The sequence below is a fragment of the Variovorax dokdonensis genome (genome assembly GCF_030316895.1).
Classification (GTDB): Bacteria; Pseudomonadota; Gammaproteobacteria; order Burkholderiales; family Burkholderiaceae_C; genus Variovorax; species Variovorax dokdonensis.
The window spans coordinates 37,918-51,876 of record NZ_JASZYV010000001.1; the positions used below are offsets into that span (position 1 = coordinate 37,918).

The following is a 13,959-nucleotide window of genomic DNA, read 5'->3' on the forward strand; positions in this document are numbered from 1 at the left end:
GGCAGGCGCACTACCCCAGGGTGCCTTCGCGTACTTTGGCCAGGAGGCGATAGATCGGGTCGTAAGGCGCCGACGCCGCAGTTGGCTGGCGCGGGCCGTAGAGTTGCACATCGTCCTGTGCGAGTTCGGACCGTTCGCGCTCCTCGATCCAGTCGTAGACCACTGTTCGCGCGGCGATGCGCCATTCGCCGCGGCGGCGTTCGAACCGGTCCACGTAGCGTCCGCACAGGAAAGTTTCGCGCTGCGGTGCGGCCGCCGGCGCCTGCAACGCAATGAATGCGCTTTCCACTGCCGCCACATCCCCGTGCAGCTCGATGAGGATGCTGCTCACCTGGTGAACGCGCCTCCCGCCCTCGCGCAGCTTGCGCAGCGCCTGGTCGATGAAGCCGGACGCGCTGCCGTTCCAGGCGCCATGGCAGTCCGTGGCGTCTTCCCAGTAGGCCGATCGCAGCGCCGCTTCATCAGCCCGGTCGATGCCTCGGCAATAGCGGTACATGCAGTCGCGGATCGCCTCGCGATCGACAAGGCGCTGCAGGTCTGCAGCGCTCATGCGGCGCGCTTGAAAAGCTGGACGACGTTGCCTTCGGGATCGCGAAGCGAAAGCACGGCGCCATGCGAGCCCATGTCGCGCACGCCCAGGACCTGGCCGCCGCCGGCCTCGATGCGCTCCTGCGCGCCGGCAAAGTCTTCCACTTCGAACACCATCACCACGCCTGCGGTTGCTGGCGCCGCTTCCTGGGGTGAAGCGAGGGCCATGCTGGTATTGCCCAAGCCATACTGGATCCAGCGGTCCTCGTCGCGGAACTTGAGCTGCAGTCCCAGCGCGCCTTCGTAGAAGCCATGCAGCGCGTCGGGCTTGTTCGCCACCACATAGACGTTCTGCAGCCGCTTGGGCGCCAAGGGCTGCCCGCTCACAGCGAGGTCTCCGAAGCGCCGCCGTCAAGACGAAGCACTTCCGCGTTCAGAAAGCGCGCGCCGTCGCCCGCCAGAAAGCAGATCGCATCGGCGATGTCTTCGACGGTGCCCAGCCGGCCCAGGGGCGTCCGTGCGATGCGGCGCGCATCCAACTCGGCGTTGCGGTGCTTGGCCGTGCCCTCCGTCGGTATCGCGCCGGGCGCCACCGCGTTCACACGGATGTTGCGCGCTCCCAGGTCCGCCGCGGCGGCGCGGGTGATGCCCAGCACGCCCGCCTTGATGCCGCTGTAGACCACCGATCGCATCGGCGACTTGAAGCCGGCGATCGAGGCGACGTTGATGATCGATCCACCGCGCTGCGGGTCCATCAGTTCGGATGCCGCCTGGATGCCCCATATCACCGACTTGAAGCCGATCTCCACCATTCGGTCCATGACCTCCGGCGTGATCTCGGCCAGCGGCTGGTAGCGCACCCAGGCGGCGTTGTTCACGAGGATGTCGAGCCGGCGCGCATCGCTGGCAAAGCGCTGAACCGCCTCGCTCATGCCGTCGCGGGTGGACACATCCATCGGCAGCGGAATGGCCTGCCCGCCCGCAGCCCGGATCTCGGCCACCGTTTCGTCGACGAACTCCTGCTTCAGGTCGTTGATGCCGACAGTCGCACCCAGCGCCGCCATGGCGCGGGCCGTGGCTCGGCCGATACCGTGGCCGGCACCGCTGATGAAGGCCGCGCGGCCTGCGAGGGAAGTGGGGTGAATGGCATTCATGGCGTCTCCTCCATGTGATCGGGAACGAGCAGTGCATCGAGCGCATAGGCGCCTTGTCCGGCGTCGAGTACCACCAGCGGATTGACGTCGATCTCTGCGACGTGTCTTTCCTGTGCCGAAGCAAACCGGGAAAGCGCGGCCACGGCGCGGGCCGCAGCCTGGACATCGGCCTTGGGCCGACCCCGGGCGCCGTCCAGGAGCGCGAAGGCCTTGAGCGATCGCAGCATGGCCAGCGCCTGGGCTTCGTCCACGGGGGCTGGCTGAAGCGCGACGTCCTTCATGATCTCGGCATGGATGCCGCCCAGGCCCACCATGACCATGGGCCCGAAGACCGGGTCGCGCTTGCTGCCCAGGATGAGTTCGGTGCCGCCTTGCACCATCTGCGCCACCAGCACGCCGTCGATGCGCGCCTGCGGCGCCTTCTGTGCCACGCGGGCGAGCAGGCTCTCGTATTCATCGATCAACTGGCCTTCCGAGCGCACGCCGACCACCACGCCGCCGACCTCCGTCTTGTGCGCGATGTCGGGTGAGACGATCTTGAGCACCAGCGGAAAGCCGATGTCGCGCGCCGCCGCCAGGGCCTGCTCGCGGCTCCTGGCCACCACCTCCTGCAGCACCGGGACGCCCGCGCGGGCCAGCACCTGCTTGGCGCCGGCTTCGGTGGCAAAGGCGTCCGGTGACAGCGCTTGGGCCGCTTCAGTCGGCAAAGCCGCGGGCCGGGCTTCGCGCGCGCCGAAGCGCACCAGCGCGGCAAGCGTCGCACAAGCGGCGTCGATGCCTTCGACGACCGGGAAGCCCATGGCGTTGAGTTGGGCTCGTACATCCTGTGGCGCGCGTGCGCACAGGAGGATCAATCGGGCGGGATGCTCGCGGGCGACCTGCGTCAGCGCGGAAAGGAAAACCTCGCGCAGACGCGGCACGAAGAACGCGTTGGCCGACTGCAGGATCAGCGCGTCGCAGGTCTCGTCCTCTGCCACGGCCGCCAGCACCTGTGCCAGCACCTCGGGCTTGCTCGACACCTGCGCCGTCATGTCCACCGGATTGGCCGGCGATGCGAAGGGCACGATCGACAGAACGCGTTCTTGGGTGCGCTGCGCCAGCCTGGGCAACGCAAGACCCTGGGCACTGGCGGCGTCGGCCAGAAGAACGCCGAAGCCGCCCGACGCCGTGAGGATCGCCACCTTGTTGCCGCGCGGAACGCGGCCGGATTCGACCACCGACAGGGCATGCCCCACTTCCAGCAACTGCTCGATGCTCGGCACCCGGATGGCACCGCCTTGTCGCAGCACGGCGTCGAACACCGCGTCGGAGCAGGCCAACGCGCCGGTGTGGGATGCGGCTGCTGCACTGCCGGCTTCCGACACACCCACTTTCAGAACGACCAGCGGCTTGCCCGCATCGCGCGCGAGCGCCATGGCTTGCCGCAGCTTGTCTCCGTTGCGGCACGTTTCCATGCAGCACAGGATGACGGAGGTGCCCGGGTCCTGCGCCAGCGATGCGATCGCATCGGCGATGTCGACGTCGCATTCGTTGCCGGTGGTCAGCATCCGGCTGATGCCCAGCCCCCGTTCCGAAGCAAGTCTCAAGGTGAAGCTGCCCAGGTTGCCGCTTTGGGAGACGATGCCGACGGACCCCGCATCCGGAAAGCTCGACTCCAGGGCGACCGAAAAGGTGGCGATGCTCTTTTGCGGAACACCGATCGCGCCCAGGCAGTTGGGTCCCACGATGCGCATGCCGCTGCCCTTCGCGACCTGGCCGATGAGCGTCTGCAGGCGGCTGCCTTCTTCGCCCATCTCGGAAAAGCCCGCCGACAGGATGACCGCCGCGCGCACGCCGCGGGCTGCGCATTCCTTCACTGCATCGAGCGCGGCCGCGGGCGGCACCGCAATCACCGCGAGTTCGGGCGCTTCGGGTGTCTGTGCCACGCTGGCATAGGCCGCGATCGACTGCACCTGGCCGGCCTTGCGGTTGATGGGGTAGATGGCGCCCGTGTAGCCGTACTTGAGCAGGAACTGAAGCGGCCGGCCGCCGATCTTGGTCACGTCGTCCGACGCGCCGACGATGGCGATCGAGCGGGGCGCGAAAAGGGCTTCGAGCCCGTGCCCTACTGGCATGCCGTCCATCTCAGCGGCCCTTGTAGACCGGCGTACGCTTTTCCAGGAAGGCCTTGCGGGCTTCCTGCGCGTCCTCGGTGCGCGACAGCGCCATGGTGAAGTTCTGCTCGAAGCGGTAGCCATCGCGCTGCGGCATCAGGTCCATCATGTTGGCCGCCTGTTTGGCGTAGGCCACTGCGAGGGGCGCCTTGGACGCGATCTCCTGCGCGATCTGCATGGCCAGTGGCATCAGCTCGCTGGCAGGTACCACCTCGTCGATCACGCCGCGCCGGTACAGCTCGGCCGCCGGCACCTTCATGCCGGTGAAGAACATGCGCCGTGTGAACGAGCGTCCGACCATCGTGCGCAGCATCGAAACGCCGCCGGCCAGACCGACGTTGATCTCGGGCATCGCGAACGTTGCGTCTTCCGATGCCAGGAAGATGTCGCAGGCGGACATGAGGCCGAAGCCCGCTCCCAGCGCCGGGCCGTTCACGGCGGCGATCACCGGCTTGGCGCACTCGCGGATGGCGTTGCCGGTTTCGCGGGTGAGCCGGTTGTGGCCGAGAAAGTCGCCGGCCTTTTCCGGATCGGGGCGATCCTTCAGGTCGGCGCCGGAACAGAAGTACTTGCCGGTGCCGGTGAGGATGGCGACGCGGATATCGCTGCGCTCCGATACTTCGTCGAAGGCATCGATGAGACGCTGTCGGGTGGCGCGGTCCAGCGCGTTGACGGGCGGCTTGTCCAGTCGAACGACGGCAATGTATTCGGAGACTTCAAGGCTGACGCTCATCGCGCACTCCCGGTGAGGTTGGAAAAAGAACGGCCTGTGTCGGCCGCATGCGGCGCAAGCAGATGTGCCGCATGGGCAAGACGGTCGCCGTAGCGGAACTCGGAGGCAATCAGGCGCTGTGCCAGGCGGGTGGCCAGCACCTCCTCGCTCACGCCCATCCCGCCGTGCATCTGGATGGCGGCCTCGGCGCACGCACGCGCCGACTCGGCCAGCGAGACCTTGGCCAGGCGCAGGGTGCGACGCAAGTCGGCGGCCTGCTGTTCGTGCGCATCGAAGCAATGCGTGACCAGTCCCTTGGCACCCAGGTACCTGACGTACATGTCGGCGGTGCGATGTCGAAGCACCTGGAAGGTGGACAACGACACGCCGAACTGCCGGCGTTCCTTGAGGTGGTTGACGGTCTGCTGGATCATCGCCGCCAGCGCGGACACGGTGTCGACCGCCGTGAGCAGCATCGCCGCATCGGTCGCCGCAGCCAATGCGGCCAGGGCGGCCGGGCCGCGGGCGATGCAGGCGGCTTCTGGCACCGCGACGCTGTCGAGGACGAAGTCGGCCCCGCGGCGACCCTCCATGGTGCGATAGGCCGCGGCCGGCGCGCCCACGCGTTCGGCGTCGACCAGGAAGATCGCGCTCTCGCCATCCTGCAGCGCCGGCAGCAGGTAGTGCGTGGCGGGCAGTGAGACATCGACGCCCTGCAGCGTGCCGCTCAGAGCATGGCCGATGTCCAGGTGGCGGGCCATCGCGATCGGCTCGTCGGGCAGTGCGGAAAGGGGGCACAGCGGTGCGATCTGCGCGCTGCCATCGGCCACGGCTTCGAGCCAACGGGCAGCGACTTCGGATGACCCGGCCTGCAGCAGCAGCGGCACCACGGCGCAGGTCTCGACGACGGGCAACTGCAGCCCATGCGTGGCCAGGCCTTCGACGACGCTGGCCAGGTCGGCCAGGGTGCCGCCGACGCCGCCGCAGTCCTCGGGCACGATGGTGGCTGTCCAGCCGAGTTCACGAACCGGATCGCCGGCCACAGGCTGCGCGCCGGCATGGTCCTGCGCAAAGCGTTCGGCCGCGTCGAGCAGCATGCCCGGGAAGAGGGGGGAAAAGGACAGGGAGGACATGGGCTCAGGCTCCCAGCAGTTGATTGGCCACCACGTTGCGCTGCACTTCCGAAGTGCCGCCGGCGATGGTTCGGGCGCGGGTGAACATGTAGTTCTGGATCCAGGTGGCATCGGGCACGTCCCGGTCTTCCGCGTCCGCGAGGAAGCGGTGCGCGGCGTCGGGGCCGACGGCGTCGAGCGCAATGGTGGTCAGCCGCTGCGCGCAGTCGGCCACGGTCATCTTGATGGCCGAGGGCTGCACGCCCAGCGGCCGCTGATGGATCAGGTCATCGGTGGCCTGCGCCATCATCACGCGGGCGCCCTTCACGTCGGCTTCGCACAGCAGCAGCTTGTGATGCAGGCCGCTGAAGTCGCGCCGGCCGGCAGTGGTCCTGGACGCGTCTTCGACCAGTCGCGTGACCTGTCGACGCAGCAGTTCCAGCCTCGCCACGTTGGCAGGGGGCAGGCGCTCGCGCTCCAGCAGGTATTTGGCGCAGGTCCAGCCCTTGCCGACTTCGCCAATGAGGTTGTCGGCGCGCACGCGCACGTCGTCGAAGAACACCTCGTTCAGATGGTGCCAGCCGTCGATGGTGTGGATCGGCCGCACGGTGATGCCCGGCGCATCCATCGGCACGAGGATGAGCGAGATGCCGTCCTGCCGCTTGGCTTCCTTCGAGGTTCGCACCAGCATGTAGATCATGCTGGCTTCGTGCGCATGCGAGGTCCAGATCTTCTGGCCGTTGATCACCCACTCGTCGCCATCCAGGCGTGCGGTGGTGGACAGCGAAGCGAGGTCCGAGCCGGATCCGGGCTCAGAATATCCCTGGCACCACCAGTCGGAGCCGTCCAGGATGCGCGGCAGGAAGCGGGCCTTCTGCTCGGGCGTTCCGAATCGGATGATCACCGGTCCGATGTGGCCCAGGCCGTGGTGATAGAGCGGCGGGCAATCGTTCTCGGCCATCACCTCTTCGAAGATGAGCCGCTGGCGGATGTCCCAGCCGGTGCCACCGGCCTCCGTGGGCCAGCTCGGCGCACCCCAGCCCCGCGCGCTCAGGATCTTCTGCCAGGCCTGGTATTCGCGCTTGGTGATCTTCTGGCCGGCGGCCACGACGGCGCGGATCTCGGGCGGACAGGACTTGCGGGCGAACTCCTCCAGTTCGCGCCGGAAGCCGGCGTAGTCGATGGACATCTTTTGTTGTCTCCTCGGATGGGCAGTCAGCCGCGGCGCAGCTGCGTGATGAGTTCGTTCAGCGCCGCCGTGGCGCCGTCGGCATCGCGTTGCCGCAAGCTGTTGGCGATGTTGCGGCGCAGGGGGTAGAGGTCGGGGCGTGGCCGCACGGGCATGACATGGGTCATGCGCTCGCGCAGCACGGTGGTCATGGTCTGGGCCATCAGCGTGAGGGCACCGTTGTGCCCTGCTGCAGCGATGGCCGAGAAGAAGGTGCTGGCCGAAGCGATGCGATCCTTCAGCGGCGCATCGTCGGGGTGCGCCTCGATGGCGTCCACCGCCGCTTGCACCGCATCGAGCTCGGCATCGTCGGCGCGCTCGCAGGCCAGACGCAGCAAGGTGCCGTAGAGCGTCCGGTAGGCTTCGTCGATGTCGGCCGTGTCCAGTTCGCCCTGCACCACCAGCTTGCGCAGCGACTCGGCCAGCATCATGTAGGCGCCCTTGTAGAACACCAGCGCCTGGTCGCTGGCGCCGCCGCTCATGTGTCGCACCTGGCCGATGAAGATGGTGTGGTCGCCGGCTTCGTGCGCTGCGAACACGCTGCATTCGAAGCTGGCCAGGCAGTCGTCGATGAGCGGCATGCCCAGCGGACCTTCGCGCCAGGCCACGCCTTCGAACTTGTTGTCGATCTTGCTGGAAGCGAAGCGTCCCGAGAGGGCGTCCTGCTGCTCCGACAGGATGTTGATGGCGAAGCCGTCTGCGCCTTCGAAGGTCGCCAGCAGCCGGCTCGCCTTGCGCAAGCTGAACAGCACCAGCGGAGGCTCCAGCGAGACCGAACTGAACGAATTGCAGGTCAGTCCGGCTGGCGTACCGTCGGCGCTGCGCGTGGTGATGACCGCCACGCCGGTTGGAAAGCATCCGAGCAGCTGGCGCAGCAGCACGGGTTCGATGGCAGGCAGAACGTGTTCGGCAAGCTCGGACATGGCGGTTCCTTGGACGTCGGCTGGCGTCGTTCAGGCGGCGGCGAGTTCGCGCGCAGGTTCGGCGGCGCGGTGCGGAGGATCGTTGGCGATTTCCTGGCGCACGGCGGGGATGATCACCTTGGCCCACGTCTCCAGCTGGCGCAGCATGGTCTTGTGGTCGAAGTCGCCCATCTGGGTCTGGAAGCAGTAGTGCACCGGCTTCAAGGTGCGGATCTCCTTGACCACGCGCTCGATCACGGTGTCGATGCTGCCCACCGGCAACAGGGCGCGCATTTCGTCGAGGCTGGGCTCGCCCTCGACGATGCCTTCTTCCACCTGGTAGTCGTCGGCGATCTGTGCGGTGCGGCGCTTCAGGCTCACGGCGATGCGACGCTGGTAGCGCGCGCAGTCCAGGTATGCCTCGACCTCGGCCTTGTCGTTGCTCGCATAGGCGGCACGCAGCAGGCCCACGGGCACGGCGGCCGGGTCCTTGCCTTCCGCCTGGGCCACCTTGTCGATCAGCGCGCGGGTGCCGGCCAGCTTTTCCAGGCCGCCGTCGCCGCCAGAGACAAAGACGTGGTGGCCCGACTTGACCGCGCGTGAGATGAAGGCCGGGTCCACGCTGGTGATCCACATCGGCGGCATGGGCTGCTGCACCGCGCGCTGACTGATGGCGCTCATCGGCTGCTGGTAGAACTCGCCGTCGTAGCTGAACTTGGGCTGCTTGAGGCCCATCTCGAGCATGTCCAGGATCTCGAAGGTGCGGCCCTTGGCCGTATCGAGCGAGACACCGAAGCGCTCGAACTCGAAGTGCTGGTAGCCCGAGCCGATGCCCAGGTTCAGGCGGCCGTTGGAAAGCTGGTCCACCATCGCCACGTCGGCGATGAGGCGGGCGGGGGTGTACAGCGGCGCGACGACAATGCCCGTCCCCAAGCGGATGTTGCGGGTGACCGCGGCGCAATGGGCGATCATGGTCAGCGGCGACGAGCACATGCCGTAGTTGCTGAAGTGGTGCTCCGCGTACCATGCCGCCCCGAAGCCCAGCTCATCGGCCAGACGCGTCTGCTCGACCGCATCGCGCAGGATCTGGTGGGAGGTCTTATGCTTGTTTCGCTGCTGCATCAGAATGAAGATTCCGAAATCCATGGCGCTTGCTCCTGATTGGCTGGTGTTGATGACGTTGGCCAATCGTAGGAACGACAGCCCCTCGCAGATCACCAACGTGCGCACACCTTCTTTGCGTCTTTCGAAATGAAGGCCTTCGATTCGCTGCGGATCTTCGTCACCACCCAGCGCAAGGGCAGCCTGTCCGCGGCGGCGCGCAGCCTGAGCCTGTCGCCGGCTACCATTTCGCGACGCATCAGCGCGCTGGAAGAGGAACTGGGTGTCCAGCTGGTCGACCGCACCAGCCGCAATCTCAAGATGACCGAGGCCGGCCAGGCCTTCCTGGAGCGGGCCGAGGTGGTGCTGGAGGCCATGGCCGACGCCGAACAGGCGGCGCGTTCGTCGCGTCAGCGTCCGGAGGGGCGACTGCGCGTGCATTCGCGCACGCACATCGGGCTGCGGGTGCTGGCGCCGCTCCTGCCCCGCTTTGCGAAGCAGTACCCCGACATCCGCATCGAGCTCGACCTGTCGGAGCATCCGGTCAACCTGGTGGAACACGATTTCGACGTGGACATCCGAACCGGGGAATCGAACGATTCAGGCTTCGTGATCAAGCGCCTGCTGTCCAGCGACGAAGTGCTGGTGGCGAGCCCCGCCTTCCTCAAGGTCTATTCGCGCATCAAGCATCCGAGCGACCTGCCGCACGTCCCGTGCCTGACCTACCGGCGCGAGCACGAGACCACCACTTGGAGATACGTCGATGAGCAGGGCGAGCAGCAAAATCTGGTCATCCAGGGCGTGCTGAGCGCGAACAACGGTGAGCTGCTTCGCCTGGCCGCCATCGGCGGCATGGGCGTCGCCTTGCTGTCGGAGCCCACGGTGCGCGCCAACCTGCAGGACGGAACGCTGGTGCGTCTGCTGCCGCAGTACCGGTTCGCGGTGCGCGCCTTCTCCAACGGCATCTTCGCCGTGTTCCGCCAGAACCGGTCCTTGCCCTTGAAGGTGCGCGCCTTTGTGGACTTCCTGGCCGAAGCGCTGCGGGAGCCTGGCGGATAGGCCAGCCACCCGCGCGTGTCGGCGACGCCCGCTACCGATCGGCGAACCGGTCCACCGTGCGGCCTGCCGCGGGCAGGCCATCGATCAGGAAGATGCCGCCGTCGTCCGGCCGCGTGCCTTCCAGCCGCGTGCTCCTGGAGATCGATGTCACAAAGGCCTGGGCGAAGCCGGGGCCGCCGAAGCACAGGCTGGTCGGATAGGTGGCGGGCAGAGGCAGCAGCCGTTCGAGCTCTCCGCGAGGCGAGAAGCGTGCCAGCGCTGCGGCCCGCGTGAGCACGGTCCAGTAGAAGCCTTCGACATCGACCGTGGCGCCGTCGGGGCCGCTGTCGAAGCGTTGCGTGTCCACGAACAAGCGCTTGTTGCCAAGCGGCTTGTCGGGGTGATAGTCGTAGGCCCAGACCTTGCGCTCCAGGCTGTCGGCCAAGTAGAGCGTGCTCGCGTCGGGGCTGAAGCAGGGTCCGTTGGCAAAGCCGATGTCGCCGGCCAATTGCTCGACGGTGCAGTTCGGCCGCAGGCGGTACAACCCGCCCCGCACACGCTCGCCGGGCCGACGGTTCAGGTGCATGGTGCCAGCCAGGAAGTTGCCGAACGGGTCGCACTTCCCGTCGTTGAAGCGAACGTCCGGATGGTCCACCGGGATGTACGCGAGCACTTCGAGCGCGCGGGTTTCGAAGTCGTAGCGCGCAAAGCTGTTGCGCAGCGCGGCCACCACCGCATCGCTCTGGCACGGCGCGATCGCGCCCACAGGGGCCGGCAGCAGGTGACGCTCGAGCCTCGCCTGCGCTGGATACAGGCGCCACAGCGTTCCGGCCAGGGCGTCGATCCAGCAAACGGCCTTGGCTTGCTCGTCCCAACAGGGACTTTCACCCAACAGGTCCCTGGTCTCTCCGATTCGGTTGATTCGCACGTCCATGCGCGCAGTGTGATGGCCGGCCGCGCGTCGCTGCATCGGGGCCTGCAAAGATGCTTTTCAGGCTTTGCATGCATGGCGGCGAGCGTGATGCTTAGACTGAATCGAAAGGGGCGAACCCCCGCCCCGACGGAGACAAGCACATGCCATTTCGAAAGTACGTTGGCGGTTTGCTGCTGGGCCTGATGGCCATGGCCGGAACTGCCTCTGCCCAGCAACCCATGCGGATCGTCGTACCCTTTGCCGCTGGCGGCGGTACCGACCAATATGCGCGCCTGCTCGCGGCCGAGTTGGGTCACCGGGGCTTGCAGACCATCGTGGAGAACAAGCCGGGCGCCAGCGGCATCCTGGCGGCTGACTATGTGGCGCGCTCCAAGCCCGATGGCCAGACCGTGCTGATGTCGTCGCTGAGCACGCTGGCCACCAACACGGTGATGTACGAGAAGCTGCCGTACGACCCGCAAAAGAGCTTCGCGCCCGTCTCGCAGATCGCCTACCAGCCAACCATCGTGGTCGGCCGCATGGATCTTCCGTACAAGAACATCAAGGAGATGGTGGCCTATGCGAAGGCCAACCCGGGCAAGATCAATCGCGGATCGCCCGGAGCCTCGATCCTGACCAATCTCGCGCCGATGGCGTTCGAACAGATGGCGGACATCAGCACCACCCACATTCCGTTCAGCGGCGACGCGCCGGGCTTACAGGCGCTGCTCGGCGGCCAGATCGACATCCAGGGCACTTCCATCACGGGGCCGTTGCAGCACATCCGTGCCGGCAAGATGCGCGTGCTGGGCGTGATGGACGGCAAGCGACTGCCGCAGGTGCCCGAGGCGCCCACGTTCAAGGAGCAGGGTTACGACATCGAGGCGCTGCTGTGGTACGGCCTGTCGGCTCCGGCCGCGACGCCCAAGGACACGATCGACCGGCTCAACCGCACCATCAACGAGGTGCTGGCCGACCCGGACTTCGCCGCCCGCGCGCGGGCCATCGGGATGGAGCCGCGCGGCGGCACGCCCGAGGCGTACGGCCAGTATGTGCAGGTCGAAAGCGCCCGCTGGATCCCGCTGCTGCAGCGGCTGGAACTGCCACGCCAGGCACAGTGATGGTTGCGCCGACCATGCTTTCAGGCGCAGTCGCGCTGGTCAGCGGGGCCAGCCAGGGCATCGGGCAGGCCATCGCGGTCGCCCTGGCGCGCGCTGGCTGCCGCGTTGCGTTGACCGATGTCGACATCGATGCCGCGCGCCGCGCCGCCTCGGACATCGACGCCGAACCGGGTGCCGTCCGCCCCTATGCGCTGGACGTGCGTGATGCCGACCGCTGCGCGGCGGTGGTGGCCGATCTGCAGCACGCCTGGGGCCCGGTGGGTGTTCTTGTGAACAACGCTGGCGTCGGCGGCAGCGCCGCGGCGCAAGACGCGCATTCGCTCGGCGACGACATCGACCGCGTGATGGCGGTGAACGTCAAGGGCGTGCTCAATCTCACCATGGCTTGCGCCGAAGGCCTCAAGCGCACGCGCGGCGCCGTGGTCAACGTGGCCTCCATCACCACGATGGTGGCAACGGGAGCGCACCTGGCCTATGGCGCGTCCAAGGGCGCGGTCGGCCAGATCACGAAGTTCCTGGCGCGCGATTTCGGCCCGCACGGCGTTCGAGTCAACGCGGTGGCTCCTGGCCTGGTCGTCACGCCGATGACGGCCAAGGTTCTGCAGGACGCGGCGCGCCACGAGCGGATGGTGTCGCGCACCCTGTTGGGACGGGCCGCCTTGCCGGAAGACATCGCGGGACCGGTGGTCTTCCTGGCATCGGAGCAGGCGCGCTACGTCACGGGCGTCATCCTTCCGGTCGATGGCGGCTATCTGGCCAACTGAAGAGGCACGACACCATGAGCACGCTGCAGCCTCTGTCCGGCATCCGCGTCCTGGACCTTTCCCGCGTCATGGCCGGGCCGTTGTGCGCCATGGCGCTGGCCGACCTGGGCGCGGACGTGATCAAGGTCGAGCACCCCGAACGCGGCGACGATACGCGCGACTGGGGCTTGCGAATCGGCCGCAACAACACCTCCTACTTCAACAGCTGCAACCGCAACAAGCGATCGGTCTGTGTCGACCTGCAGACGCCGGAGGGCGTTGCGCTGGCGCGGGAACTGGCTTCGCGCTCTGACATCGTGATCCAGAACTTCAAGTACGGCGGCGCGCAGAAGATGGGGCTGGGCTACGAAGACCTGAGCCGCGACAACCCGGGGCTGATCTATTGCTCCATCTCCGGCTATTCGGTGCTGGGCGACGAACGCGCCCGCCCGGGGTATGACCTGGTCGTGCAGGGTGAATCGGGCCTGATGGCCGCCAACGGCGAGGAAGGCCAGGGGCCACTGAAGTTCGGCGTGGCGGCCGTGGACATGTTCACCGGCATGTACTCGGCCCAGGCCATCCTGGCGGTGCTGCATGAACGGCACCGCACCGGCCGTGGCCGCCACATCCAGATGTCGCTCTACGACAGCGGGATGATGATCGGCTCCTATTACGGCCTGACTGCCTGGGTGAACAAGCAGGATCCGGCCAAGTTCGGCAACTCGCATCCGTCCATCGTGCCCTACGGTGTGTTCGATGCGGCGGATGGACCGCTGGTGATTGCGGTGGGCAACAACGGGCAGTACCGCAAGTTCTGCACCGATGTCATCGAGCGGCCCGATCTGGCCAACGACCCGCGCTTCGCGACCAACACCGAGCGATCGAAGCACCGGCAAGAGCTCCTGCCGATTCTGGAGTCGTGCATCCGCGAGCGCACGCGCCAGCACCTGCTCGACCGACTGCGCGAGGCCGGCATCCCCTGCGGCGAAGTGCTGGGGCTTTATGAAGCCATGCAGTCGCCCCGCACGGCGCAGACACGCCTGCTGCACCACTTCGACGATCCGGACGCCGGCGCGCAGGCGATTCATGCGCCGCCCTACGTGATGGACGGTTCGCGCTGCGAGGTGCGCCACACGCCGCCGGGTCTGGGCCAACACACCGATGAAGTATTGCTGGAACTGGCCGGCGTCGACGCGCTGCGGCTGCATGAACTGAAGACGCAGAAGGTCGTGCGCTGAAGCCGCGCCATGCGCT

Annotated in this window: 14 protein-coding genes; 4 read left to right on the forward strand and 10 right to left on the reverse strand. The window is 67.3% G+C overall.

The annotated features are described in order from the left end of the window. Positions 1-10 precede the first annotated feature (10 nt). Genes QTH91_RS00190 through QTH91_RS00230 form a run of 9 tightly spaced genes read right to left on the reverse strand, consistent with a single transcriptional unit; the run spans position 11 to position 8,935 of the window. Positions 11-550, reverse strand: a complete 540-nt coding sequence (locus QTH91_RS00190; protein WP_286658019.1) for a nuclear transport factor 2 family protein — start codon at positions 548-550, stop codon at positions 11-13. Then, positions 547-915, reverse strand: coding sequence for a VOC family protein (locus QTH91_RS00195; protein ID WP_286658020.1), 369 nt, complete (start codon positions 913-915; stop codon positions 547-549). Before QTH91_RS00195 ends, QTH91_RS00190 begins: the two co-directional genes overlap by 4 nt. After that, positions 912-1,682 carry an SDR family NAD(P)-dependent oxidoreductase gene (locus QTH91_RS00200; RefSeq protein ID WP_286658021.1) on the reverse strand — a complete coding sequence of 257 codons (771 nt, stop codon included), beginning with the start codon at positions 1,680-1,682 and terminating at the stop codon, positions 912-914. Before QTH91_RS00200 ends, QTH91_RS00195 begins: the two co-directional genes overlap by 4 nt. Then, positions 1,679-3,805 (reverse strand): acetate--CoA ligase family protein, encoded by a 2,127-nt coding sequence (locus QTH91_RS00205; RefSeq protein WP_286658022.1) that lies wholly within the window; start codon positions 3,803-3,805, stop codon positions 1,679-1,681. Before QTH91_RS00205 ends, QTH91_RS00200 begins: the two co-directional genes overlap by 4 nt. A 1-nt stretch (position 3,806) precedes the next feature. Next, positions 3,807-4,568 carry an enoyl-CoA hydratase/isomerase family protein gene (locus QTH91_RS00210; RefSeq protein WP_286658023.1) on the reverse strand — a complete coding sequence of 254 codons (762 nt, stop codon included), beginning with the start codon at positions 4,566-4,568 and terminating at the stop codon, positions 3,807-3,809. Next, a complete protein-coding gene (locus tag QTH91_RS00215) occupies positions 4,565-5,680 on the reverse strand; it encodes an acyl-CoA dehydrogenase family protein (RefSeq protein WP_286658024.1) in 1,116 nt (371 codons plus the stop codon). The genes QTH91_RS00210 and QTH91_RS00215 overlap by 4 nt, the downstream gene beginning before the upstream one ends. A gap of 4 nt (positions 5,681-5,684) precedes the next feature. Continuing rightward, a complete protein-coding gene (locus tag QTH91_RS00220; RefSeq protein WP_286658025.1) occupies positions 5,685-6,848 on the reverse strand; it encodes an acyl-CoA dehydrogenase family protein in 1,164 nt (387 codons plus the stop codon). 26 nt (positions 6,849-6,874) lie between these two features. Further along, complete coding sequence (locus QTH91_RS00225; RefSeq protein ID WP_286658026.1) at positions 6,875-7,810, reverse strand: flavin reductase; 936 nt, start codon at positions 7,808-7,810, stop codon at positions 6,875-6,877. A 30-nt stretch (positions 7,811-7,840) separates the two neighbouring features. Then, positions 7,841-8,935 carry an LLM class flavin-dependent oxidoreductase gene (locus QTH91_RS00230; RefSeq protein WP_286658027.1) on the reverse strand — a complete coding sequence of 365 codons (1,095 nt, stop codon included), beginning with the start codon at positions 8,933-8,935 and terminating at the stop codon, positions 7,841-7,843. Positions 8,936-9,040: 105 nt separating this feature from the next. On the opposite strand from QTH91_RS00230, the gene QTH91_RS00235 reads away from it, so the two are divergent. Continuing rightward, positions 9,041-9,949, forward strand: a complete 909-nt coding sequence (locus tag QTH91_RS00235) for a LysR family transcriptional regulator (protein ID WP_286658028.1) — start codon at positions 9,041-9,043, stop codon at positions 9,947-9,949. 31 nt (positions 9,950-9,980) lie between these two features. On the opposite strand, the gene QTH91_RS00240 is transcribed toward QTH91_RS00235, so the two are convergent. Beyond that, complete coding sequence (locus QTH91_RS00240; RefSeq protein ID WP_286658029.1) at positions 9,981-10,862, reverse strand: SMP-30/gluconolactonase/LRE family protein; 882 nt, start codon at positions 10,860-10,862, stop codon at positions 9,981-9,983. A 140-nt stretch (positions 10,863-11,002) separates the two neighbouring features. Here QTH91_RS00240 and QTH91_RS00245 point away from each other — a divergent pair, with 140 nt between their 5' ends. From QTH91_RS00245 to QTH91_RS00255, 3 genes are read left to right on the forward strand one after another with little or no spacing between them, the layout of a single operon-like run. Next, a complete protein-coding gene (locus tag QTH91_RS00245) occupies positions 11,003-11,962 on the forward strand; it encodes a Bug family tripartite tricarboxylate transporter substrate binding protein (protein WP_286658030.1) in 960 nt (319 codons plus the stop codon). A gap of 14 nt (positions 11,963-11,976) precedes the next feature. Further along, the gene (locus QTH91_RS00250) at positions 11,977-12,726 is read left to right on the forward strand and encodes an SDR family NAD(P)-dependent oxidoreductase (RefSeq protein WP_286658031.1); all 750 of its coding nucleotides are present in this window, start codon (positions 11,977-11,979) and stop codon (positions 12,724-12,726) included. A 14-nt stretch (positions 12,727-12,740) separates the two neighbouring features. Beyond that, positions 12,741-13,943 (forward strand): CaiB/BaiF CoA transferase family protein, encoded by a 1,203-nt coding sequence (locus QTH91_RS00255; RefSeq protein ID WP_286658032.1) that lies wholly within the window; start codon positions 12,741-12,743, stop codon positions 13,941-13,943. Positions 13,944-13,959: the final 16 nt, after the last annotated feature.